General features: G+C 45.1%; 23 protein-coding genes. 8 read left to right on the top strand and 15 right to left on the bottom strand.

Going from position 1 to position 24,874, the window contains the following annotated elements; translation table 11 throughout:
- Nucleotides 1-59 precede the first annotated feature (59 nt).
- From JSU04_02265 to JSU04_02245, 5 genes are all read right to left on the bottom strand, one after another.
- Complete coding sequence (locus JSU04_02265; GenBank protein MBS1969100.1) at nucleotides 60-1,697, bottom strand: S8 family serine peptidase; 1,638 nt, start codon at nucleotides 1,695-1,697, stop codon at nucleotides 60-62.
- 106 nt (nucleotides 1,698-1,803) lie between these two features.
- Nucleotides 1,804-2,064: a hypothetical protein gene (locus JSU04_02260; GenBank protein ID MBS1969099.1), complete on the bottom strand. Its 261-nt coding sequence runs from the start codon at nucleotides 2,062-2,064 to the stop codon at nucleotides 1,804-1,806.
- Between the two features lie 158 nt (nucleotides 2,065-2,222).
- The gene (locus JSU04_02255; protein MBS1969098.1) at nucleotides 2,223-3,017 is read right to left on the bottom strand and encodes a succinate dehydrogenase/fumarate reductase iron-sulfur subunit; all 795 of its coding nucleotides are present in this window, start codon (nucleotides 3,015-3,017) and stop codon (nucleotides 2,223-2,225) included.
- 9 nt (nucleotides 3,018-3,026) lie between these two features.
- Nucleotides 3,027-4,943 carry a fumarate reductase/succinate dehydrogenase flavoprotein subunit gene (locus tag JSU04_02250; GenBank protein MBS1969097.1) on the bottom strand — a complete coding sequence of 639 codons (1,917 nt, stop codon included), beginning with the start codon at nucleotides 4,941-4,943 and terminating at the stop codon, nucleotides 3,027-3,029.
- A 10-nt stretch (nucleotides 4,944-4,953) separates the two neighbouring features.
- Entirely contained in the window at nucleotides 4,954-5,577 is a 624-nt protein-coding gene (locus JSU04_02245; GenBank protein ID MBS1969096.1) for a succinate dehydrogenase cytochrome b subunit, read from the bottom strand.
- A 225-nt stretch (nucleotides 5,578-5,802) separates the two neighbouring features.
- Between JSU04_02245 and JSU04_02240 the strand changes: the two genes are divergently transcribed.
- The 8 genes from JSU04_02240 (at nucleotide 5,803) to JSU04_02205 (ending at nucleotide 13,407) form a co-directional block, all read left to right on the top strand.
- On the top strand, nucleotides 5,803-6,579 hold the full coding sequence (locus tag JSU04_02240; GenBank protein MBS1969095.1) for an electron transfer flavoprotein subunit beta/FixA family protein: 777 nt from the start codon (nucleotides 5,803-5,805) through the stop codon (nucleotides 6,577-6,579).
- Nucleotides 6,580-6,588: 9 nt separating this feature from the next.
- The gene (locus JSU04_02235) at nucleotides 6,589-7,557 is read left to right on the top strand and encodes an electron transfer flavoprotein subunit alpha/FixB family protein (GenBank protein MBS1969094.1); all 969 of its coding nucleotides are present in this window, start codon (nucleotides 6,589-6,591) and stop codon (nucleotides 7,555-7,557) included.
- A 3-nt stretch (nucleotides 7,558-7,560) separates the two neighbouring features.
- On the top strand, nucleotides 7,561-8,205 hold the full coding sequence (locus tag JSU04_02230) for a lysophospholipid acyltransferase family protein (protein ID MBS1969093.1): 645 nt from the start codon (nucleotides 7,561-7,563) through the stop codon (nucleotides 8,203-8,205).
- Nucleotides 8,206-8,291: 86 nt separating this feature from the next.
- On the top strand, nucleotides 8,292-9,092 hold the full coding sequence (locus JSU04_02225) for a peptidylprolyl isomerase (GenBank protein MBS1969092.1): 801 nt from the start codon (nucleotides 8,292-8,294) through the stop codon (nucleotides 9,090-9,092).
- 13 nt (nucleotides 9,093-9,105) lie between these two features.
- The gene (locus JSU04_02220) at nucleotides 9,106-10,080 is read left to right on the top strand and encodes a peptidyl-prolyl cis-trans isomerase (protein MBS1969091.1); all 975 of its coding nucleotides are present in this window, start codon (nucleotides 9,106-9,108) and stop codon (nucleotides 10,078-10,080) included.
- The gene (locus JSU04_02215; protein MBS1969090.1) at nucleotides 10,073-11,026 is read left to right on the top strand and encodes a peptidylprolyl isomerase; all 954 of its coding nucleotides are present in this window, start codon (nucleotides 10,073-10,075) and stop codon (nucleotides 11,024-11,026) included. The genes JSU04_02220 and JSU04_02215 overlap by 8 nt, the downstream gene beginning before the upstream one ends.
- 3 nt (nucleotides 11,027-11,029) lie before the next feature.
- Nucleotides 11,030-12,010: a 4-hydroxythreonine-4-phosphate dehydrogenase PdxA gene (locus JSU04_02210; GenBank protein MBS1969089.1), complete on the top strand. Its 981-nt coding sequence runs from the start codon at nucleotides 11,030-11,032 to the stop codon at nucleotides 12,008-12,010.
- 32 nt (nucleotides 12,011-12,042) lie between these two features.
- Complete coding sequence (locus tag JSU04_02205) at nucleotides 12,043-13,407, top strand: phosphomannomutase/phosphoglucomutase (protein MBS1969088.1); 1,365 nt, start codon at nucleotides 12,043-12,045, stop codon at nucleotides 13,405-13,407.
- Between the two features lie 129 nt (nucleotides 13,408-13,536).
- Here JSU04_02205 and JSU04_02200 read toward each other — a convergent pair whose 3' ends face one another.
- From JSU04_02200 to dnaA, 10 genes are all read right to left on the bottom strand, one after another.
- On the bottom strand, nucleotides 13,537-13,851 hold the full coding sequence (locus JSU04_02200; protein MBS1969087.1) for an ATP synthase F0 subunit C: 315 nt from the start codon (nucleotides 13,849-13,851) through the stop codon (nucleotides 13,537-13,539).
- A gap of 45 nt (nucleotides 13,852-13,896) precedes the next feature.
- On the bottom strand, nucleotides 13,897-14,592 hold the full coding sequence (gene atpB / locus JSU04_02195; GenBank protein ID MBS1969086.1) for a F0F1 ATP synthase subunit A: 696 nt from the start codon (nucleotides 14,590-14,592) through the stop codon (nucleotides 13,897-13,899).
- A gap of 3 nt (nucleotides 14,593-14,595) precedes the next feature.
- Nucleotides 14,596-14,958 carry a hypothetical protein gene (locus JSU04_02190; protein ID MBS1969085.1) on the bottom strand — a complete coding sequence of 121 codons (363 nt, stop codon included), beginning with the start codon at nucleotides 14,956-14,958 and terminating at the stop codon, nucleotides 14,596-14,598.
- A gap of 2 nt (nucleotides 14,959-14,960) precedes the next feature.
- The gene (locus tag JSU04_02185; protein ID MBS1969084.1) at nucleotides 14,961-15,173 is read right to left on the bottom strand and encodes an AtpZ/AtpI family protein; all 213 of its coding nucleotides are present in this window, start codon (nucleotides 15,171-15,173) and stop codon (nucleotides 14,961-14,963) included.
- Nucleotides 15,173-15,973 (bottom strand): tetratricopeptide repeat protein, encoded by an 801-nt coding sequence (locus JSU04_02180; protein MBS1969083.1) that lies wholly within the window; start codon nucleotides 15,971-15,973, stop codon nucleotides 15,173-15,175. The genes JSU04_02185 and JSU04_02180 overlap by 1 nt, the downstream gene beginning before the upstream one ends.
- A 1-nt stretch (nucleotide 15,974) precedes the next feature.
- Nucleotides 15,975-18,437, bottom strand: coding sequence for a DNA gyrase subunit A (gene gyrA, locus JSU04_02175; protein ID MBS1969082.1), 2,463 nt, complete (start codon nucleotides 18,435-18,437; stop codon nucleotides 15,975-15,977).
- A 23-nt stretch (nucleotides 18,438-18,460) separates the two neighbouring features.
- Nucleotides 18,461-20,917, bottom strand: a complete 2,457-nt coding sequence (gyrB, locus tag JSU04_02170) for a DNA topoisomerase (ATP-hydrolyzing) subunit B (GenBank protein MBS1969081.1) — start codon at nucleotides 20,915-20,917, stop codon at nucleotides 18,461-18,463.
- Between the two features lie 15 nt (nucleotides 20,918-20,932).
- Nucleotides 20,933-22,054: a DNA replication and repair protein RecF gene (gene recF / locus JSU04_02165; protein MBS1969080.1), complete on the bottom strand. Its 1,122-nt coding sequence runs from the start codon at nucleotides 22,052-22,054 to the stop codon at nucleotides 20,933-20,935.
- A complete protein-coding gene (gene dnaN / locus JSU04_02160; protein MBS1969079.1) occupies nucleotides 22,054-23,160 on the bottom strand; it encodes a DNA polymerase III subunit beta in 1,107 nt (368 codons plus the stop codon). Before dnaN ends, recF begins: the two co-directional genes overlap by 1 nt.
- A 233-nt stretch (nucleotides 23,161-23,393) precedes the next feature.
- Nucleotides 23,394-24,821, bottom strand: coding sequence for a chromosomal replication initiator protein DnaA (dnaA, locus tag JSU04_02155; protein MBS1969078.1), 1,428 nt, complete (start codon nucleotides 24,819-24,821; stop codon nucleotides 23,394-23,396).
- Between the last annotated feature and the right edge of the window lie 53 nt (nucleotides 24,822-24,874).

The raw sequence follows: 24,874 nt of genomic DNA, 5'->3' as shown, positions 1-24,874 counted from the left end.
AGAAAATAAAAAAGCCACCGTTCATCACGGTGGCTTAACCAATTGGAGGTATCGCTAACTTATCTCCAAGCTGCCTTTGTCACTTCAAAGCCGTAGAGGCTTACAGAGTCATCGGACTTGAAGACGATTTTCACATAATCACCAGTGATCACAGGCGAGAAGCTGTCATCGTTATTGCCTGACATTTCTCCTACGAGTTTGCCTTTTGCATCGAAGAATTGAACTGTGTCGTAACCTCTTTCAGTTTCGAACTTCGAGAAGTAAAGAGAGAACTCTTTCGCGCCCGGCACAGAAACTTCGTATGTTTCATTCGACTTATCAGCATATGGATGAGCTGTCGCCGCAGACACCGACATTGCTTGCCAGTTTGCTGGATCGTTCGCGTCAGGTTGTGGAACTGTGTTTGTTAAAGCTGCATAAGCGTTTACGAAACCGGCGCCACGAACTTTGCCACGAAGACCCGCGATTGGACGAGCTGTCGTGATAATGCGGTTTCTGATTTCAATCGCGCTCAAACCAGGCTCATGAGAAGCAATCAAACCAGCAACACCTGATACATGCGGAGTCGCCATTGAAGTCCCAGACCATGCTTCATATCCATTAGTCGTTGTGCTCACGATGTTCACACCGGGCGCACCAACATGAACTGAGTTCTTACCGTAGTTAGAGAAAGAAGCAATTTGGCCTCTATTATCTACTGCTGCGACTGAAAGTACGTTTGGTACTTGGTAAGAAGCCGGGTAAGAAGGGTTCGCATCGTTGTTGTTAGATTCGTTACCAGCTGCTGCTACGAAAAGAGCGCCGGCTTTGTTAGATCTTTCAATAGCTTCTCTCAAAGTTTGAGATTCGCCGCCGCCGCCCCATGAGTTCGACATGATCTTTGCGCCCATTTTAGAAGCGTAATCGATACCTTTGATTGCATTTTCAAGAGTACCAGAACCGTTTGCATCGAGGAACTTAACTGCCATGATGCGAGTATTCCAGTTAACACCTACGATCCCTTTGCCATCATCACCTTTAGCACCGATAGTGCCAGAGCAGTGCGAACCGTGACCGTGGTCATCTTTTGGATCACCGCTGTTATTGATCGTGTTGTAACCATAGATGTCGTCAACAACGCCATTACCATCATCATCAACACCTTTTTTACCGTTCAATTCAGCTGCATTGGTCCACATATTAGGAGCCAAGTCAGGGTTTGTGTAATCAACCCCTGTATCGATAACGGCGATAATCACATTCTTAGAACCCGTTTCGATGTCCCAAGCTTGAGTCGCGCCAATATCAGTTCCCGCAATACCTTGTTGCTTGTCTGCATCTGCTTGGCCGACGTTGAGCATACCCCAAAGCTGGCCGAGCATTGGATCGTTCGGAGTTCTGCTTGCATGATAAATATAGTTAGGCTCGATCACTTCGATGCTTGGATTTTGCGCCATCGCTTTTACAACCGATGATTGCATTTCAAACACAGGGCGTTTGATAACTACGATGTTTTGACCTGGAATTGAAGACTTAATGTATGAACCGAGCTCTTGGCTCAATACATTCATTTGATTCTTATAAGCAGAGATTGGTTCTCTCAACTTAACGACGTACTCACCTGGAACTGCTTCTGGCTGAGCTGCTGTTGCAAATGCTGAGGCGAAGAGTGCGCCAACAACTGACACGAGACGGGCTTTTTTCACAAGCCTTTTCATAATCCCTCCTTGGATTGATGGTTCGATCAGAGATGAAATTTTAGGGAGAGAATCTCATTCATCGACCTAGTTCCAAAATGGTACCAAGGTCGAATAATTACGTTATTTATTTATGAGCTTTGCGTGAAAAGTTGGACCTTGGTTGTGTTTCATTGTGGAAGCCGAAGCTGAGCTGCTCTGCCTTGTGAGCAACGGGCAGGACTTTGATCTTGTTTGGATCGGCCTTGATCAAAGTTTTCTCCGTCGGAGTAAGTACATTCACTCCTTCGCTCGCCTTAATAAGATACTTAATAAATGCTTCTTTGACGGCGGGAGATCCTTCTGGATCAAAGCCCAGCTCGTCCATTAACTCGCTAACTTTTTTCATTCGTCCCTCGAATCCTTCTTCGGACTTATTGCTAGGATTCTTTAGGACCTTAGGTGGGTTAGCCGCGGCTTGGCGGCGTAAACTGCTCGCAAAAAGAAAAAGGCCCTGGACTATCATCCAGAGCCTTTTAAAAAACCTCGATATTGGTCTAGTAGATACTAGAAACCGCCGCCCACTTCCACTTCGTCATCTTTCAAAAGTGTCGCTTTGAAGAACTCGCGGTTCATCAATGCAATGTTCACAAGGCTAATATCTTTCGGGCAAGAAGCAGAGCAAGAACCCGTGCTTGTACATGCGCCGAAACCTTCTGCGTCCATTTGGCCAACCATGCGCTCCGCGCGTTTTTTTCTTTCAACCTGGCCCTGCGGTAGGTGAGCCATGTGAGAAATTTTCGCCGACGTGAAGAGCATTGCAGACGCATTCTTGCAAGAAGCTACGCACGCGCCGCAACCGATACATTCAGCTGCACTCATTGCTTGGTCCGCCGCCGTTTTTGGAATCAAGATGCTATTCGCATCACGTGCACTTCCAGTATTTGCAGAAATGTAACCGCCAGATTTGATGATACGATCGAAAGCCGTTCTATCAGCCATCAAGTCTTTGATGATCGGAAAGGCTTCCGCTCTCCAAGGTTCCAAAGTCAATACGTCGCCGTCAGAAAATGCACGCATGTGCAACTGGCAAACCGTTGTTGATTTTTGGGGACCGTGAGCTTGACCATCGATCATGAAACCGCAGCTACCGCAAATGCCTTCGCGGCAATCGTGATCAAAAGCAATCGGGTCATCACCTTTAGAGATCAGCTCTTCGTTAACAGCATCGAGCATCTCTAGAAAAGAAGCATCTGTAGAGACGTTTTTAGCAGGATACTCTTTAAAGCCGCCAGAATCCTTCGGGCCTTTTTGTCTCCACACTTTGAGGGTCAAATTGATTTTTTTAGATGAGTCACTCATATCACACCCTTATTTATAACTACGAGTTGCAAGTTTCACATTCTCGAATTTGAGCTCTTCAATATGGCGAGTTTGCGGCTTGTTAGGACCATTCCACTCCCAAGCAGCCACATGGCTGAAGTTAACGTCATCACGTTTTGCTTCACCATCTTCTTGGTACTCTTCGCGGAAGTGACCACCACAAGATTCGCGGCGCTCAAGAGCATCACGGCACATCAGCTCGCCAAGCTCCAAGAAGTCCGCGACACGTCCCGCTTTTTCAAGTTCAGGATTCAAGTAATTTGCCTCACCAGGAACACGAACGTTCTTCCAGAACTCCTCGCGAAGTTTCGGGATCAACTCGAGAGCTTTTTTCAAGCCCGCTTCATTACGGCCCATACCACAGTATTCCCACATGATGTGACCAAGCTCTTTGTGGAAGCTTTCTACTGTGCGGTTGCCTTTGATGTTCATCAATTTATTGATTTCATCAGTTACGGCTTTAGAGGCGTCTTTGAAAGACGCGTGATCAGTTGTGACCTTTTCGAACTTGTTGCTCGCAAGATAGTTGCCGATTGTGTACGGCAAAACGAAGTAACCGTCAGCCAAACCTTGCATCAATGCCGAAGCACCGAGACGGTTCGCACCGTGATCTGAGAAGTTCGCTTCACCCGCAACGAAGAGACCCGGAATTGTTGATTCCAAGTTGTAATCCACCCACAAGCCGCCCATGGTGTAGTGCGGAGCTGGATAGATTCTCATTGGTTGCTTGTAAGGGTTTTCGCCCGTAATTTTCTCGTACATTTGGAACAAGTTGCCATAACGTTCAGCGATTTTATGTTCGCCTAAACGGTTGATGGCATCACGGAAATCCAAGTAAACCGCTTTACCAGAATCACCTACGCCACGGCCTTCATCACAGCGATACTTCGCCTGACGAGAAGCCACGTCACGAGGAGCCAAGTTACCGAAGCTTGGGTAAACGCGCTCCAAATAGTAATCGCGTTCATCTTCAGGAATGTCATTTGGATGACGCTTGTCGCCCTTTGCTTTTGGCACCCATACACGTCCATCATTACGCAATGACTCTGACATCAAAGTCAGCTTCGATTGGTTTTCACCATGAACTGGAATGCAAGTAGGGTGAATCTGAGTGAAGCAAGGATTTGCAAAGTAAGCACCACGTTTGTGCGCTTTCCAAGCCGCCGTTACTGCACATGCCATCGCGTTCGTTGAAAGATAGAACACGTTTGAATAACCGCCAGTGCAGAGAATAACTGCATCAGCTTCGTGTGATTCAATTTCACCTGTCAGCAGGTTTCTAACGATAATACCGCGAGCTTGACCGTTGACGATCACAAGATCCAGCATCTCGCGACGGTATTTCAATTCCACCGTGCCGATGTCAACCTGTCTCATCATTGAAGAGTACGCGCCCAGCAACAACTGCTGACCTGTTTGTCCACGAGCATAGAATGTACGAGAAACCTGAGCACCGCCGAAAGAGCGGTTATCCAAAAGGCCACCGTAATCACGCGCGAGCGGAACACCTGAAGCAACTGCTTGGTCAATGATGTTCACAGAAACTTCAGCCAAACGATGAACGTTTGCTTCACGTGCGCGGAAGTCTCCGCCCTTTACCGTGTCATAGAAAAGACGATAAATGGAGTCGCCGTCGTTCTGGTAGTTTTTCGCAGCATTAATACCACCCTGAGCCGCCACAGAGTGGGCGCGGCGAGGAGACTCATGCACGCAGAAAGCTTTAACTTTATAACCGAGCTCACCCAAAGATGCCGCCGCACTCGCGCCCGCAAGGCCGGTACCAACAACGATCACAGTGTGCTTACGTTTATTGGCAGGGTTCACAAGCTTCATCTTGAACTTGTGGTCAGTCCATTTTTTATCGATTGTTCCCTCAGGAATTTTACTATCTAAAGTTTTAGACATTGCGTTCTCCCTAGCCCTTCAAGAAAAGAAAAATGTAAAGGGGTTGCGCGATAAACCCCGCCGCTACGACGATGGCGTAGATAGCGCTGAGCTTGCGAAGCATCGGCTGGTGACGGCCGTTCATCCAACCAAAGGATTGGAACACAGAACCAACGCCGTGGCTCAAGTGGAACGCCAACAACACCAAAGCCACCAAGTACCAAACAACATAGCCTGGGTTTTGGAAGACTTCGATCATGAGTTTAAAGAGGTCTCTCATGACAACACCATTGACCGTCGTTTCATAATGAGTACCGTATTTGAAAGTAGCCAAGTGAAGAATCACGAAAGCTAAGATAATTGAACCCTGAACTCCCATCCAAGTGGATGCGAAGCGGGCTTTTTTCTCTTTCGCCTTCACTGCGTATCGGCCAGCGCCGCCACCGGCAGCTCGATTGGCCATTGTCAGGCTGATCGCCAAGCACACATGGGCTACCAGCGCCAAAACCAAAACCGCCTCAGCGACGATCAAAAGCTTGTTACTAGTCAGTGTGTAGCTGTACAAGTTGTAGGCGTCAGAGCCTACAAAGATAAGAAGGTTGCCGGCCATATGGGTGAAAACAAAACCCGCCCAAATCAGACCTGCCAACCCCATGAGATATTTTTTGCCGATCGAAGATCTCAAAAAACCATGAGACGATGAAAGAGCCACAATAAACCTCTTTTTTATGCAGTATTTTCAATTGAGTTTCACTATGTTTTACTCCCGCTAAGTCTGCTTGTCCACGGCACTTCTCGGCGTTTTCGCGTCACGTTAGTTTGGGATTTTTAGGTTTGCCAAAAGTGGCCTTTGAGATAGAACCACCCAACGAGGTTCAACATGAAAATTTTTGTTTGTATTAAGCAAGTTCCGGACACGGAAACAAAGATTAAAATTGGCCCCGATGCCTCTTCTATCGACACAAATGGCATCAAATGGGTCATCAATCCTTACGACGAGTACGCTATCGAAGAAGCTGTTAAATACCGTGAGGCCAATGCTGGCACTCAAGTATTTGCTCTGAGCGTAGGTCCTAATAAGCGCGTTTCTGAGTCCTTGAGAACTGCTCTCGCTATGGGTGCCGATGAAGGTATCGTGGTGAATGCTCCTGAAAACATCGACTCTTATTCAACAGCTCGAGCTTTGGCAGAAGTCATCAAAGCTGAAGGCGGCGCTGATTTGATCTTCACTGGCAAACTCGCAATCGATGACAATGCTTCTTCAGTAAGCCAAATGGTTGCTGAGTTCTTAGGCATGCCACACGCAACGGTGGTTTCTAAGTTCTCTATGTCTCCAGAGGGTGTGACTGTAGAACGCGACATCGAAGGTGGCGCAAAAGAAGTTTTGGGTTTGAAAGCTCCAGCAGTTGTTGGCGCAAACAAAGGCCTCAATACTCCTCGCTACGCAAGCTTGCCTGGTATCATGAAAGCGAAGAAAAAGATTTTGAAAGAAATCGAATTCGCTTCTTTGAACATTCCTGCAACTGACACAAAAGTTAAATACACTCAACTCAGCCTCCCTGCGGAAAAACCAGCTGTGAAAATGATCGCTGGCGATTCTTCAGCTCAAGTTGCTGAACTTGTGAAACTGCTTCGTGACGAAGCGAAAGTATTGTAGGGGTTGACGATGTCTAAAGTATTCGTATTTGCAGAACACAAAAATGGTGCTTTGAAACGTGGTGCGATGGAGCTTTTGCAGGCAGCTGCAAAGTCCGGCAACACGGTTGTTGGTATGGCTGTTGGCACCGGCGCTGATAAAGCAGCCGCTGAAATGGGCCATCACGGAGCAACAGAAGTTCACATCCTCAAAGATGCGAGCCTCGATGCTTATAACTCAGAACTTTACGCAGCAGCCGTTGCTTCTGTTCTTGAAAAAGTTCAACCGCAAATCTTGTTGGCATCTGCGACAAGCACGGGCCGTGATCTTTTCCCAAGAATTGCTGCTCGTATGAAAACAGGTATTGCGTCTGATTGCACAGAGCTCAACATCTCTGGCGACAACGTCACAGCAAAAAAACCTATGTACTCTGGTAAAGCTTTTGCAAACGTCGCTTTTGAAAACAGCCCGCTCAAAATCGTTTTGATGCGCGCTAATCAATTGCCCGTAGCAGCGGCAGACGGCTCAAAAACAGCGACTGTTATTGAGCAGACTCTTGCAAAGCCAGACTTGAAAACTTTGGTAAAAGAAATCGTTAAGGGCACTTCTGAAAAGTTGGATTTAACGGAAGCAAACATCATCGTTTCTGGTGGCCGCGGCTTGAAAGAAGCCGGCAACTTTAAGCTTTTGAATGACCTTGCGGACGTTTTGGGCGCAACAGTGGGCGCGTCTCGCGCGGTTGTCGATGCTGGCTGGGTTTCGCACGGTATGCAAGTAGGTCAAACGGGTAAAACTGTAGCGCCAACTTTGTACATCGCTGTGGGTGTTTCCGGCGCGATTCAACACTTGGCTGGTATGAGTGGCAGCAAGGTGATCGTTGCGATCAATAACGATCCAAATGCTCCGATCTTCCAAAAAGCGACTTATGGTATCGTCGGCGATCTTTTCGACGTTGTTCCTAAGCTCACTGAAGAATTCAAAAAAGTTCTTAAGCACTAGGCCTTGAGAAAATATCTTTTAGGCTTCTTAGTCTGGTTCATCTATCGCACCATTTCACTGACGTGGCGGGTGCGACTTATTGAACCAGAACCTTTGAAGCAAGCTATTCGTGATAGAAAACCTTTTTTGATGGCACACTGGCATGGTGATGAGATTGCTCTCATCCAACTTTGCCGTCGCTATCATATTGCTACGATGTCTTCGCAATCGAAAGACGGGCAGATGATGTCTGTGATTCTCAGACTTCTCGGTGCAAAAACCACGGCAGGTTCATCCACACGCGGTGGAGTCGGCGGACTCAAAGGTTTAATTCGCCTCATGCGCGAAGGACACAGTTGCAGTTTTGCTGTCGATGGCCCCAAGGGACCCATCTACAAAGTAAAGCCCGGTGTGTTTGAGCTCTCTAGACTTTCGGACAGCCCGATTTACTACTGTGGAGTTAGTGTAGATCGCGCAATTTATTTTCCAAAAGCGTGGAATAAAACTTTCTTTCCCAAACCATTCGCGAAGGTCGTTATTCAGTGGCACGGACCACTTCCTCCTACGACGAAAGACCAGGATCCTCGCGATCCAAAACTCGCTGAACAACTCGAAACTTTGCTACACAGCGCAAAAGAACAAGCCCTTAAAGTCATTGCTGAATCTTAAACCCGGTGCTAGCGTTTTAATGTGGTATGTCGTCAACTTTTTAAAGGGACTTTTAAGGTATGAAACTGACTGCATTTACGTACGCCATGGGCGTCATTCTTCTTTCGACTTCGATGTCATTTGCTCAATCGAAAGGTTCTGAAGTTGTCGCTACTGTCGGCAATAAAAAAATCACGGTCGACGAATTCAATAAGAAATTCAATGAGATCAAATCTCAGACTTTGAATCCTCCAACAAAAACTCAATTCCTTGAAGACATGGTTCGCTACGAAGTGGGTTTGCAAGAGGCTGCAAAAAGAAATATGCAGAACGATCCGGTAGTTATCGACCGTATCCAGCAAGAGACTTACAAAGCGTTGCTCGAAAAAGATTTGGGACCAAAGGTTCAAAAGATCCAGGTTTCAGATGCTGAAATGAAGGCTTGGTACAAAAACAACCCTGAAATCCGCACAAGCCACATCCTCATCGAGTTCAAGCCAGGCGCAACTCCAGAGCAAATCGCTGAAGCCAAAAAGCGCGCGACTGAGATCTATGAAGAAGTTAAAAAATCTAAACGTCCATTTGAGGAGCTCGTAAAACTCTACTCAGATGACCCTCTCAGCAAACAAGCTGGTGGCGATGTGGGTTGGCAATCTCGCGTAACTCTTGTTCCAGCGTATTATGAGGCGGCGCTCAATGGAAAAGTGGGCGAAGTAAAAGGTTTGGTTGAAACTCCGTTCGGATTCCATATCATTAAAATCACTGGTCGCAGAACTTTCGAAGACGCTAATAAGCGTCAAATTCGCGCTGCAGTTTTCGACGAGAAAAGAAAACAAGCTTTCAATGAATACTTTGATAAGCTGAAAAAGGGCTATTCAATCAAAACGAATCCAAGCGTTTTGAAATAAGGGAATCTTGCACATGAAGTTTCTTAAGAGCCCCGCACTGACGGGGCTTTTTATTTTGGGTCTGATGTTTGCCGGTAGCGCCTGCACATCGAATTATCAAAAGCTTTCATCCAAGCCCGTGGTGAAGGTGAACGATCATGTTCTGACGGCTAAGGAGTTCTCAAATCAGCTCGCAAGAAAGCTCAAGGACCTCGATGCTTTGACTGCAAAAGATCCATCCACTGTTCATAGAACCAAAGAAGAACTCCTTCGCTCATTCATTGTTAAATCCCTGACTCTCGATTGGGCCCGTGCAAATAGCCTTGTCGTCACTGAAAGTGATCTGGATAAAGAGGTGGATAAGTACCGTGCGAATTATCCGGATGACCTGTCTTTCCGCAGATTACTTGCTCAGGAAAACCTTTCGTTCTCTGAATGGCGCGAGGAGCTTCGCTACACACTGATTGAGCGGGCCGTGTTTAAAAAGCTCAACGAGCGCGTAAAACCGCCGACAGACAGCGAGATCAAGCACTACTACGATGAACACAAAGAGCAGTTTAAGAAGAAAGAGCGAATTTACCTTCGGCAAATCGTGACAGATGAGCAGGGGAAGGCCGACCTTCTCAAGTCCCAGGTTAAAACCAAGGACTTCTCGGAACTTGCCAAGAAATACTCCGTCTCTCCAGAAGCCAAAGCTGGCGGCCTTGTGGGCTGGATTGAAATCGGCACAGTCGACTTCTTCGATCCTTTGTTTAAAACCGCCGTAGGCAGCGTGACGCAGCTCAAGAGCCCTTTTGGCTACCACGTTGTAAAAGTTGAGAAAAAAGCCCCTGCCGGCATTACACCAATGGAAGAGGTGCGTAATCAGATCGTCCGTACTTTGACAGCGCAGCGTGAGCAGGCTGAGTTCGTAAAATGGTTGGACGCCCAACTAAGAAGTAGTAAAGTTCTCAGAGACAATGACCTGATCAATTCAATCGTTGTCGAAACGAGGACTGAAAATGAATAAGCTACTTCTCTCTTTCTTTTTGTTGATTCCCTTTGTTGCGAACGCAGAGGTGGTTGAGCGTATCGTTGCCATCGTAAATAACGAGATCATTCTTGAGTCTGATTTCAAAGATCTTCAGCATAAAATGAAAACTCCGGCGTTGATCGACGACAGCCTTTTGATGGGTAAGTCGGTTGATGATCTTAAAAAAGATCGTAAGGCTCAGCTTGATTACTTAATTAACGAAAAGATCATGCAATCTGAAATCAAACGCCTGAACCATAGCGTAACCATGGAACGTGTTGATCAAGAGATCAAAGACATGGCGAAGAAGAATAACGTCACTGTTCCAGAGATCCTCGCAGCTTTTAAGTCTCAAGGAATTTCCCAATCTGAGTACCAAGCTTTCTTGAAAGAAAAAATCGAGAAGCAATCTTTGATTGAATCCGAAATCATTTCTAAACTTCGTATTTCTGATGACGATGCTTTAGCTGAATACCTTAAGAAAAACCCTGAAAACAAATCCAGCGTCAATGAGTTCACTATCGCGCATATCTTCTTTAATCCTAAAAAGGGCGGTCCTGATGAGGCGTACAAGCGCGCGCAAGCTGTTCTCGAAAAGCTTCGTCAGGGCGAAAGCTTTGAGACTCTGGCTGAGCAAAACAGTGAAGATCCGAACTTCACAACAGGCGGTTTGCTAGGAACTTTCAAATCCGGCGAATTTTTAAAAGAAGTTGAGGACTCCATTCAGAATCTCAACCCTGGTCAAACAACGGGTATCGTGAAATCTCGCATGGGTTATCACATCGTGAAGCTTCTCGGTAAGAAGCTCACGACAGATCCTAAGTTTGAACGTGAAAAAGAACGCATTAAGTCCGCTCTTTTTGAACAGAACTTCAAACGCCAAATGAAAAACTGGCTTCAATCAAAGCGCGAAGAATCCTTCATTCGTATTAACGAAAAATAGTCGATGAAAGCCGTCGCCGCTTTGAAGATTGCTATCACCACCGGAGACACCGACGGCATTGGTCTTGAGATTGCCGAAAAGGCACTGCTCAAACTCGGCCCTCAGCGTGGGGTGCACTTTCTCATTTGGCGCGGCGAGAAGTCGTTTCCTCGCGCCCTAAAAAAACTCTCTAAGAAGTTCAAGCTCGTCAGTTTTAATTCACCAATTAAAGCTCTGAGCTACTTACGATCAGCCGATATGAAACCGAATCAGCTGGTCGAAATAGTTTCTTCTGATTCACCAGCTTTGTGGGTGCAACAAACGGCAATTTGGTGCCAAGAAAAACAAATTCACGGCATGGTCACCGGGCCTCTTTCAAAAACTGAGATCCATCGCGCGGGCCTAAAAGACATGGGTCACACCGACATCTTAAAACGCGTTTCAAAATCTCCGAAAGTACATATGGGCTTTGTCGGCGATAAATTCAATGTTGTTCTGAATACGGCCCATATTCCTTTATCACAGGTGCCGCACAGCTTGACGGTCAGAGAATTACTCTCTGGGATTGAAGCAGCAAATAGCCTTCGTCTGAAGCTACCAAAGTCTCTGCAAAAGAAGCCGATCGCCGTCTTGGGTCTAAATCCTCACGCTGGCGAAGAGGGCATGATTGGTCTTGAGGAACAGACCGATATTATGATTGCTATTTCGGAGGCCCAGAAGGCCAAGATCCCTCTTGTCGGTCCTTTGGTTCCTGATGCCGCCTTTCTAGAAGAAAACTGGAAAAAATATTCCGTTTATCTGGCGATGTACCATGATCAAGGACTCATTCCTTTTAAAACTATTCACGGCCAAAAGAGCGGCGTGCATATTTCCCTCGGAATTCCATTCGTTCGAACAAGTGTTGATCACGGCACGGCGAAGGATATTTTCGGCAAAAACAAAGCCATTGCGAACTCGATGATTGACGCAGTTCAAGCTTGTATCCGCCTGGCAAAAAATTTATAACTTAGTGTTTTGACTCACAAAAGAGGTTTCAAATGTTTAAACCAGTCATCTTTAGAGAATACGATATCCGTGGTGTTTACAATGGCGACTTCGATGACGCTTTCGCGGAGCTACTCGGCCGCTCGTATGTCGTTTACATGAAAGAAAACAAAGGCGTTTCAAACCCAACAGTGGCTCTGGGTAATGACGCTCGTTTGTCTTCACCTAACATCATCAATGCGCTTACTAAAGGGATCACTGAATCTGGCGGTAACGTTATTCACTTGGGTCTTGTCACAAGCCCAGTATGCTATTTCGCGACCTTCACTTTGCCTGTTGATGGCGCGATCCAAGTTACCGGTAGCCACAATCCACCAGACTATAATGGTTTCAAAATTTCTGTCGGTAAAGCAACCATCTTCGGCGAAGAGATTCAAAAGCTTCGTAAGATTATGGAGAAAGGTCAGTTCCTGAATGGTAAAGGAGCTGTTTCCAAGCACGACATTTTCCCTGCGTACTTTGAAAAGTACAAAAAAGAATTCGGCAATCTCGGCAACGTCAAAGTTGTCTTGGATTGCGGTAACGGCGCCGGCGGTGTTGTGGCTCGCGGCCTTTTCAATGCAGTTGGGTTGAATCCAACGATCTTGTTTGAAGAGCCAGATGGTCGCTTCCCGAATCACCATCCAGATCCAACAGTAGAGAAGAATCTAAAAGATCTTCAAGCTCAAGTCCTTAAAGAGGGCGCTGTTTGTGGTATCGGCTTTGACGGTGATGCAGATCGTATTGGTGTCGTCGATCACACCGGCCGTATGGTTTACGGCGATGAGTTGATGGTCATCATCTCTCGGTCCATCTTAGCGACTCAGAAAGGCGCTAAAATCGTTGGCGATGTAAAGTGCTCTGATCGTCTTTATGATGATATTGCGAAGCACGGTGGCGTTCCAATCATGTGGAAAACGGGCCACAGCCTGGTTAAAGAAAAAATCAAAGTTGAACATGCTCCCTTCGGTGGCGAAATGAGCGGTCATGTGTTCTTCGCGGACAGAAATTACGGTTACGACGATGCTCCTTACGCGGCTCTCAGACTCGTAGAAATCTTGCACCAGACAGGTAAAAACATCCCGCAACTTCTAGAGGGTTTGCCACCGGCATTCAACACTCCAGAAATTCGCATCGACACAACGGAAGAGAAGAAAGTATTGATCGTTGAAAAGATGATCGAAGCTTTCGGTAAGGGCGGACCAGATTTCAAAGCAAACTTGATCGATGGAATTCGTTTAAGCTTTGCAGACGGCTGGGCCCTTTGCCGTGCTTCTAATACTCAGCCAGTATTGGTCGTCCGTTACGAAGCAACAACCCAAGCGGGTCTTGATAGAATCCGCAATAAAGTTGAGTCTGTCGTAAATAAGTATCTCTAAGACTTAAAGATATTTAAAAAAGCAAAACCCGACGTGATGAGCGCCGGGTTTTTTTATTGCCTGATTCAGAAATAAAAAAAGGCCACCTTTCGGCAGCCTTTTTCATGAATCGATGTCCCGATCTTAAAATTAAGAAAGGCGCAATGCGATCAAAAGAGCGTAGATCACGAGAGACTCGATAAGAGCCAAACCGATGATCATTGGAGTCAAGATTTTGCCAGACGCTGCTGGATTGCGAGAGATACCTTCAAGAGCAGAAGAAGCTGCTTTACCTTGAGCCATCGCACCACCGAATGCTGCCAAACCGATTGCCAAAGCAGCTGCGATTGCAACCAAACCTTGTTTTTCTGCTGGAGCAGCAGCAGCCGCTTCTTGTGCGAATGCAGGTGCAGTTACCATTGTTGCAGCCAAAGCTACGATCATTTTTTTGCTGAAGTTTTTCATTAGTGTTCTCCTTTTAACTTCTATTTTAATAATTTTATCTGACTATTAGTGATCGTGTGCTGTTGCGAACGCGACGTACACCATAGACAATAATGTAAAAACGAATGCCTGAACGAAAGCGACGAACAAACCCATGATGTAGAATGGGAGTGGGGCACCGATTGGAATCAAATCCAAGAACACAGATACAACTGTGTGGTCACCCATCATTACGTTCGCCAAACGAAGTCCCAAACTGAAGGGACGTACGAAGTGAGAAACTAACTCGATCACAAACATCAAAGGCGCCAAGAAAACAACTGGGCCCATGAAGTGCTTAAGGTAAGCAACGATACCGTTTTCTTTAATACCGAGTGTGTTGTAAGCGAGGAACATGAAAAGACCCATACCGAATGTGGTATTGATGTTTTCTGTTGCTGGAGTCATGCCAGGAATAACACCCACCAAGTTGTTCACGAATACGAAGAAGAAAACTGCGGTGAACATTGGCGTGAAGTGACGGCCGTGGTGACCGATAACAGTGTCGACAAGATTTGCAATGAACTCCGTGATGAGTTCCAAGATGCCACGAAGAGAGAACTTTCCAGCAGGAACAACGGCAACATCACCTTTACCAAGAGATGCGCGACCAAGAAGACCCACAAAAACCAGGGCAATGCTTGTGATAGCAAAAGTCGCAACCGCTACTTTATCGTGATCGTGACCGACTTGAGGAATTAGCTGTGTCCAGTTAAAAGCCATGCTTTACTCTTTTGTTTCTTCAGGTTCTTTTTCAAAAAAACCTTGTGTTAACGCATAGATTAAGGAGGCGCCCATCATGGTAGCAACTCCGGTTGCGAACCAAAAAGGTTGCAGCCAGCTCTGCTTCACGAAGTGATAAATAATGACTCCTAAAATCGCGTACTTAAATACAATGATAAGAACGGACAGGGCAATCAGTTTTTTACGAAAAACCAATTTCCAACCCGATCCGAGCAAAATGAAGTTCCCCATGACGATCAGGCCAGCGACACCAAAAGATAGATCCGCATATTGCGGCCCGTTAAGGCGTAACAAGATGTAGCCGATGGCTAGCATAACTATTTGAAATAATAGAACTCTTTTCATTCTTATTCTTTATCTTCGGGTTCGTCTTTTTGAAAACGGCGAAGAAGGAGTATCACATGGGTCAGCCAGCTGGCGAGCCCAATGAACATCAATGCAATTAATGCCAAACCCTTTGTTTGATAGGTTTTATCAATTGTCTGACCTAAATAAATCGAAGCGACCATAATTCCGACGAGCTCAAAACCGATCGAAGCAAAAATTAGGTACTTTTTCATTACTTTCGAAGCCCCCGTGCGCCTGGGCGGTTTTTCTGCCTGTCTTTTAGGCGTTTGATCCGGATCTCTATATATTCAGGCTGCGGATATTTGTCCTTTACTGATTCCAAAGTTTTAATGGCTTCAGCAAAGTTATCACTTTCTTCATAACAGACGGCAAGTGTCTGATACACGTTTTCCAGCAAAGACTTTTGCGGATAAGTCGTGGTGATCTTTTTAAGAATCTCAATCGCCTTCGGATACTCTTTTAGAGCAATGTGGATGTTACTTTTTAGCACCCAGGCAGAGAATCTTTCTTCATCATCGATGTTCAATTTCAGCAAGTCGTCGAGCTCGCTATGAGCCTGAAAAAAGTTATTCTGGTAATAGTTTGCGCGAGCAATATCGAGCTTATATCGAGCCACCTCAATGTCAGACTCTGTGCTGCGAACAAGTTTATTCAACTCTAGAATAGCTTTGTCGTAGTTCTGAAGTTGGTCAAAGTAGATAGAAGCAAGTTGCTTCTGAGAATTCAAACGCTCTTCAGGATCCGGCGAGTGCAAAACCAAAAACTGATAATAATCGACGGCTTTTTTATAATCTTTAATTTCAAGAGAGGCTATTCGAGCACCATCGCGGGCTGCTTTCACAGCGTATTCGCTGTCAGGAGCCCGTTTTAACACTCGATCAAGACTTGAGAGAGCAATGTGGTGGTGACCCTGGGCGATTTCTTCCTGGGCCTGTTTATAATCTTTCGCCTCTGGAGGCGAGCAGGCGCTGAGACCGAGAGTGAGACCTACGATCAGCACCTGCTTAAGCATTTTAGTGAACTTCCTCACCCGCAACTTCTTCGTCGTCTACGACCGCAAGGCTCGTGACCATTTCCTCTTTTTCGCCGAGGTTGATCAAACGAACACCTTGAGTATTTCTGCCGAGGACAGAAATATCAGAAACCTTCATACGGATGTTTTGACCTTTATCAGTCGACAAGATCACTTCTTGAGTCGCTTTTACTTTGCGCGTTCCGACAACCATACCGACTTTGTCAGTGGTTTTCTGAGTGATGATACCCACACCGCCACGGCTTTGGATTCTGTACTCTTCAAGCTCAGAACGTTTACCGTAACCAGATTGAGTCACCATTAAAATAGTATCTTTGCTGCCTTTTTCAAAGACTTCCATACCGATAACGATATCGTCTTTCGCCAAAGTAATACCTTTCACGCCACGAGCCGTACGACCCATACCGCGAACGTCGCTTTCGTTGAAACGAATCGACATACCGTCTTTAGTCGCAATGAAGATGTCGCTAGTGCCGTCTGAGATTTTGCAATCGATGATCGCATCATCCAAATCTGTCGTCAGAGCAATCAAGCCAGCTGTACGAGGATTTGAGAAGGAATCCAAAGAGGTCTTCTTGATAATCCCTTTTTCAGTCAACATAACGATGTACTTGTTCTCTTCGAATTGATCGATCGGGAGGATAGAACGAACTTTCTCTCCAGATGCCAATTGAACCACGTTCGCAATCGCTTTTCCTTTTGAGGTACGGTTGCCAAGCGGGAGTCTATGAACTTTACACCAGTAGACTTTACCTTTATCTGTGAATACCAAGAGCATTGTCTTCGTACTCGCAGTAAAGATGCTAGTAACGTAATCTTCTTCTTTCGTTTCGATACCTTTAAGACCTTTACCGCCACGTTTTTGCAGACGGTATTCCTCAGTCGGAATACGCTTGATGTAACCAGTGTTTGTGATTGTCACAACCATCGATTCATCAGCAATCAGGTCTTCGTCTTCGATATCTGTCAAATCGCCGGTGATTTGGGTACGACGAGCGTCCGCGTAACGCTTTTTGATGTCTTCAAGTTCGGCCACGATGATTTTATAGATCTCGCGAACGTCAGAAAGAACCATTTTCAACCAGTCGATTTGTTTCATCAATTCAGCAAGTTCGTTGAGGATTTTATCTCTCTCTAAACCTGTCAAACGCTGCAAACGCATTTCAAGAATCGCAACTGCTTGGCGCTCGCTGAATTCAAACTTCGCCATCAAGGCTTCGCGAGCCGCATTGGCTTCTTTAGAGGCTTTGATTGTCGCGATCACTTCATCGATGTGATCAAGGGCTTTTTTCAAACCTTCCAAGATGTGTGCGCGTTCTTGGGCTTTCTTCAATTCAAAGATACAACGTTTAGTAACAACGTCGCGGCGGTGATCAACGAAAGCTTCCAACATGTTTTTCAAATTGAAAGTCACTGGTTGGTTTTTCGCATCCAACGCCAGCATAATGATACCGAAGCTGATTTGCATTTGCGTGTACTTGTACAAGCGATTCAAGATCACAGTTGCGTTTTCACCGCGCTTAAGCACGATCACAATGCGCATACCTTCACGAGAAGACTCATCGCGGATATCAGAGATACCTTCGATTTGCTTATCACGAACAAGGTCCGCGATGCTTTCAATGAGCTTTGCTTTATTCACTTGGTAAGGAATTTCGCTAACGATGATTTCTTCGCGGTCTTTACCTTGAACGATTTCAGCAACCGCTTTTAAAGTAATAACGCCACGGCCCTTTTTGTAGGCCTGCATGATTCCTTCACGACCAGCGATTACACCAGAAGACGGGAAGTCCGGACCTTTTACGTGCATCATCACATCGTCGATCGAGCAATCAGGATTGTTGATCACATGGATACAACCATCGATCACTTCGCCCAAATTGTGTGGCGGAATATTTGTCGCCATACCAACCGCGATACCAGAAGAGCCGTTCACCAAAAGGTTCGGGTACTTCGCCGGCAATACTAATGGAATTTCCAAAGAGTCATCGTAGTTCGGACCAAATGGAACCGTTTCTTTTTCAATATCGTTCAGAAGTTCTTCCGCCAAACGAGTCATACGAACTTCGGTGTAACGGGCAGCAGCCGCATTATCACCATCGATCGAACCGAAGTTCCCTTGACCATCCGTCAACGGGTAGCGAAGAGAGAAGTCCTGCGCCATACGAACCATCGTTTCGTAAACGGCAGCATCACCATGCGGGTGGTATTTACCGATCACGTCACCGACTACACGGGCAGATTTTTTATATGGTTTATCGTGTGTATTGCTGAGTTCGTGCTGAGCAAACAAAATACGGCGATGAACCGGTTTCAAACCGTCACGCACGTCTGGAAGGGCACGGCCCACGATCACTGACATCGAGTACTGAAGATACGCATCACGCATCTCCTTGTTGATATCTACGACCGTTACGCCTTTTTCTTGATTAGTATTGTCCATCATTTCACCAGTTCAAAAATTAATTAAACGTCCAAGCTACGAGCAAGAAGAGCATTGTCGTGAATAAATTGACGACGTGGTTCTACTTGTTCACCCATCAAGACACTGAAAGTCTCGTCAGCAGCAACAGCGTCGTCGATGCTCACGCGCAAAAGTGCACGATGTTCTGGATTCAGAGTTGTTTCCCAGAGCTGCTCTGGATTCATCTCTCCCAATCCCTTGTAACGTTGGATGTAAACGCCTTTTTTCGTCGATTCCATCACGTGATTTTGGAAGTCGTTGTAGTTTTCAAACGAGAATTCCGATTCATTTTGCGTGATAGTGAATGGCAATTTCGTAATGCCTTGGATTTGACCCCAAAGATTACGAAGCTCAACGATTTCAGGCGCAGTGAGGTTTGAAGCACCAAGCTTTGTCGTCACGCGGTCCGCATAGCGAACGGTGAAGATGTCGGCATAAGGTTTGCCAGCCTCATCTTTTTTGATTTCAGTTTTAACTTCTGTGATACCAGAAGCAGGATTGGCATGAATCCAAGCTTCGAGATCTTTCAAAGCTGCGGATAACTTGCCTTCATCTGATAATGTTTTCTCAAGATCAGCCACTTTACTGAGGAAGAAGTATAAAACGTCTTTGTCGTATTTCGCTGACGATGATCTCAACAAACCATTAAATTTTTGGATGTTGATGATCATTTTACGAAGGTCCACTTCAGAAGTATTCTCTTTGCCTTTGATTTTGAAGTTATTCAACCCAGAGCTCAAAAGATACTCAGTTAAAGCTGAATCATCTTTCAAATAGTTCTCAGATTGGCCTTTTTTCGCACGATACAACGGCGGCTGAGCGATGTAGATATAACCACGCTCAAGCACTTCCGGCATTTGGCGATAGAAGAATGTCAGAAGCAACGTACGGATATGGGATCCGTCGACGTCGGCATCTGTCATGATGATGATTTTGTGATAGCGGATTTTATCCACGTTCACATTCTCTTTACCGATCCCGGTACCAAGAGCTGAGATCATCATTTTGATCTCTTCGTTAGAAAGCATTTTATCAAAGCGCGCCTTCTCAACGTTCAAGATTTTACCTTTCAAAGGCAAAACAGCTTGCGTCTTGCGGTCACGGCCCTGCTTCGCAGAACCACCCGCGGAGTCACCCTCCACCAGGTACAATTCACACTTCGCTGGATCACGTTCTTGGCAGTCCGCCATTTTACCCGGCAAAGAACCGCCATCAAGAGCTGTCTTACGACGAGTCAGATCGCGAGCTTTACGAGCGGCCTCGCGGGCGCGCGCTGATTCCACGCATTTCATGATGATGTTCTTTGCAACTGATGGATTACGATCCATCCAGTCTGCAAGTTTTTCATTTACGAGAGATTCAACAATACCTTTTACTTCGGTGTTACCGAGTTTGGTTTTTGTCTGACCTTCAAACTGTGGTTCACGAACTTTTACAGAAATAACCGCTGCCAAACCTTCGCGAATATCTTCACCCTCAAGATTCTCTTTCAAATCTTTCAAAAGGTTCTTTTCAGTAGCGTACGCATTTGTTGTACGAGTTAGAGCTGAACGGAAACCCATCAAGTGAGTTCCACCTTCGTGCGTATTGATGTTGTTGCAATAAGTGAAAATAGATTCTGAGTAGGAGTCATTCCACTGCAATGAGATCTCAGCTTCAACTCCCTCTTTTTCACCGCGGAAGTAAATGACTTCATTGTGAAGAGGTTTTTTAGATTGATTCATGAACTGAACGAATTCAGCTACACCATTCGCATATTGGAAATCTTGTTTCTTTCCGGTGCGCTCATCTTTCAAAGAAATGTGCAAGCCACCATTCAAGAAAGCCAATTCACGGAAACGATTTGCTAATGTGTTGAAATCGTAAGTAATCGTTTCATCTTTGAAGATTTCACGGTCTGGTTTAAAGGTCGTTTTCGTTCCTGTTTTAGTGGTTGTTTCGCCTTTTTCGACTGGAGCTTGAATCACCCCTTTTTCATAACGTTGAGTCCAAACAAAACCTTCGCGCTGAACTTCAACTTGGCAACGAGCAGAAAGGGCATTCACTACGGAAGCGCCTACACCATGAAGGCCGCCGGATACTTTGTAACCACCACCGTCGAATTTACCGCCGGCATGGAGAACAGTCATAACGATTTCAAGCGCTGATTTTCCGTTTTTATGGGCACCTACTGGGATACCACGGCCATCATCTTCGACAGTGATAGATTCATCGGCGTTGATAGTGACTTGAATGTGTTTGCAATATCCTGCAAGCGCCTCATCTACGGAGTTATCCACAACTTCATACACAAGATGGTGATAACCACGAACTCCAGTATCACCGATATACATCCCTGGTCTTTTACGAACAGCTTCCAAGCCTTCAAGAACTTGAATTTGGTCAGCACCATAATTCTTTTGTTCAGGAGCTGTAGATACATTTTGATCTGACACGCTTAATCCCTTCGAACTTTCCATTCAGTTAAAATTTAATCACTGAAGAATTTGCCCGTTGTTAATTTTTAAAACAGTCACTTCATCCAAAGAAAAACTCTTCGGCAGAGTGAAGTCTGTCGTCGTCACAAAAATCTGGGTATTGATCTCGTGTAAGAACGTAATCAGTGAGTCCCGCTTCTGTTGATCGAGTTCAGATAAGACATCATCCAACATCAAAATTGGGTAAACGTCGTGAGCCTTCCTATGATACACAATTTGAGCCATTTTGAAAGATAATATGATGGCTCTTTGCTGCCCCTGCGAACAATAAAAACGCGAGTCTTTTTGCCCATATAGGAACACGATATCGTGCTTGTGCGGACCGACTAAACTGACTCCGCCAGAGAGCTCTGCATCACGCAATTCTTCGCAGCGTTTTTGTAGTGCATCAAACACATCTTGTGCACTAAAACTAAGCGCATTTTGCCCTGAGATGATGTACTCAACGCCAATTTCGGTCGAATTGTTGGAAATATATTGCATCGCACTGTTAAATTCCTTCAAAAGGCCCTGGAGAGCCGCAATCCGGGCGGTGGCTAGCTGAGCACCCAAACGTAGGAAAGAAGGGTTTATACTCTCGATTAAGCGCAATGTGCTGGCTTTGTCCTCTTGGTTCTCGACGTAATTTTTCAAAATTCTGTTACGCGTTTTTAGCGCTTTGCGAAATTCTGAGATCAAATCAGCGTTTCGTTTGTTGAAACTAATCAGCAAATCATCAATCAAAGTGCGGCGAAAATCCGCACCTTCTTTAATCGAAGCCAGACTCTCTGGCGAAAACACCACAGCCGAAAATTCTTTACGAAGATCCGCAGAGCTCACACGTTTTCCGTTCAGAAAACTATGCTTACGGCTTTTCATGATTTGAGTTTTAAGCTCGTAGGTCAGATCTTTTTCGCGAACGAGTGCTTGTAGAAGCGAGAAATCAATATTGCTACGGATGAGATTCACATTGTCAGCGTAGCGAAAGGTGTCTCCTTGAAGAGTGAGATAAAGGGCTTCGAGGAGATTTGTTTTACCTTGGCCGTTTTCTCCGAGAAAGACATTTAATCTCGGAGAAAACTCTGCTTGAGAATCCACGAAGTTTCGAAAGTTGTGGATTCTGATCTTTTCAAAAAACATCAAATTCTCATAGGCATAAGAACGCAAGTGTAAGTCGCGTCGTTATGAGGGCGTACAAGTCCTGGAGAGAGTTGATCATTCAATTCGAAATCGACGCGATCGTCATTCATGCTAGTCAAAATATCTGTGATGAACTTCGCATTGAAGCCGATCTTCATTTCATTTCCTGAGTAGTCAACTTCGATCTCTTCTTTAGCGTCACCCAATTCAGGGTTGTTAGAAGAGATTTCCATTTTACCATTTGTCAGGTTCAACAAAACCGCTTTTGATTTTTGATTAGCCAACAATGATACACGCTTCAACGAAGTGAGGAAATGTTCACGGTTGATTTGCACTCTCTGAGTGAGTTTCTGTGGAATAAACTGTTGATAATTCGGATACTTTCCTTCGATCAAACGAATCATCAAAGTCGTTGAAGAGTGTTTCAAAATAAATTGAGAACCTTCAATCGCGATTTCCACAGTGCCATCCACACCATCCAACAATTTTTTGATCTCACCGAGACCTTTACGAGGGATGATAACACCTGGAGAAGCTGCAGATTTAGAATCGTTTTGTGTACGATTCACGATACTCATTCTATGACCGTCAGTTGCAACCATTCTAAAACCCGTGCCACCAACGATTTCGAAATAAACACCATTCAAGTGGTAACGAGTTTCATCCGTCGACACGCTGAAAATCGTTTTATCGATCATATCTTTCAAAACTTCTGCCTGAACTTTAATGAATGATTGAGCATTGTAAGTAGGGAAGATCGGATATTCGTCTGCGCTGATACCAACAATTTTAGAAGTGTACTTACCTTGCTTGATTTCAAGCCAGTTGTTTTCTTTCTTAATTAATTGGATCGTTCCTTCAGAAAGTTCCTTAGCGATATCAAAAAGGCTTTTCGCGCTGACCGCAACTTTACCTGGTTGAATCACTTTAATTTTAGTTTGGTCTGTGAGGCTCACTTCAAGGTCTGTTGCAAAAACCTTGAGTGCATCATTTTCAGCTTCTAAAAGAATGTTTACGAGAATCGGCATTGTATTTCTTTTTTCTACAATGTTCTGAGTCTTACCGATTAATCCTAGTAAATCTCTTTTATCGATTTCCAATCTCATGATGAGTCCCTCTTATTTGAATCCCTTATATATCTATTACTATTAATATAAATACTAGTAGTAGTAGTAGGCTTGTGGATAAATCCAAATACCCTTTAAGTTATTAAATCCGTTCAATTTTTTCAGTGGATAAAAACCTCTTCAGGTCGCCCTAGGATTTTTCAAATTTGTGGGTAAGTTGAATGCACATTTTTACCCTCAAATCTTTCCACAGGCTTATCCACAGTCCACATTCACACTCCTGTGATATTGTGGATCCTTTGCTCCAACTCTTCGATATCTTTCATAATATCTTGGTCAGTTGCTTGTAGATGTTGGACTCTTTCAAGGGCATTCATCACAGTTGTGTGATCTTTGCCACCAAAAGCTTTACCAATATCAACGAGTGATCTATCCAAAAACTTTTTAATCAAATACATCGCGATCTGGCGCGGCACTACGATAGGTTTAGCGCGCGTGCTAGATTTTAGATCCGTGATTTTAACTTTAAAATGATCCGCTACGAGCTTTTGAATCTCTTCCAAAGAAATCGTCGACTGGCTTTCATGATGTGAAAGGATCTTTTTAACCAGGTCGTAGTCGATACTAAGCCCTTGAAGCTCAGAATAAATTTTTACCTTTTTAAGGTTGCCTTCAAGTTCACGAATCGAGCGTTTAGAAATGCGGGCAATGTGATTAACCACATCTTCAGGCATACGCACGCCAAATTTTTCGGCTTTATAACGAAGAATTGCAATTCTCGTTTCCAAATCCGGCATTGTGATGTCTGCGATCAAACCGCGTTCAAGACGGGTACGGCTGCGGTCTTCAAGGCCTAAGATATCCTTAGGCATGCGATCGCTGGCTAAAATAACCTGTTTTTTACGGTCGATGAAGTTATTGATTGTGTGGAAAAACTCCTCCTGAACAGCCTCACCACGTCCAATATACTGTACGTCGTCGACTAATAGGATGTCGGAGTTTTCACGATATTTCTGGCGGAACTTATCCATTTGATAGTGGCGAAGGGCCGCCACGCACTCATTCAAAAAGCGTTCTGCAGAGATATAGGTAATTCTAAGATGCGGGAATTGTTCACGGATATAGTTTCCGGCCGCATTTAATAGATGCGTTTTACCCATTCCCACAGGTCCGAATATATATAGAGGGTTGTAATCATCCGCCCCTGGGTTCCGAGCCACGTTAAAGCAGGCGGCATGGGCGAACTCTGAATTTTTTCCAACAACGAAAGTAGAAAAGGTCAATTCTGTGTTCAAAAAGTCAGACTTATTATTTTGAGTAGTCACCTGGGCAGCTTGATGAGTAGGCGCCGGAGCTTGTGGACGGAACTGGGCCTGCTCGTTCGCGGTGATTGCTTCATCCAAAGCTAAAGGATTCTCCGGCGGAAGAGGTGGTTTGTTCCCTGTGATCACGAATTCAACTTCAAACGGATTCTTGTAACTATCTGAAATTTCGGTGTAAATTTGATCTTGCAGATTCTGAGTCACGTAATATTGATGAAGGGCGTTTGGCACACCAAGAACAATACGAGGACGTTCTGAAGAACCCGAAGTGGATAGATACTCAATAGGATCCAGCCAAGTCTCAAGGTACTTGTTATTCAGATTGCGGCTTTTCATCTTGGTTTTAATTTGTGCCCAAAACGAATTATTAATATCCACGTGGATGACCCCTCAAACTGACCCCTCAGCTCGTGTTCAGAATTGCAGCAGAA

This window comes from Bdellovibrionales bacterium (assembly GCA_018266295.1).
GTDB lineage: Bacteria > Bdellovibrionota > Bdellovibrionia > Bdellovibrionales > Bdellovibrionaceae > JACMRP01.
This window is presented reverse-complemented; position numbering and strand designations above follow the sequence as displayed.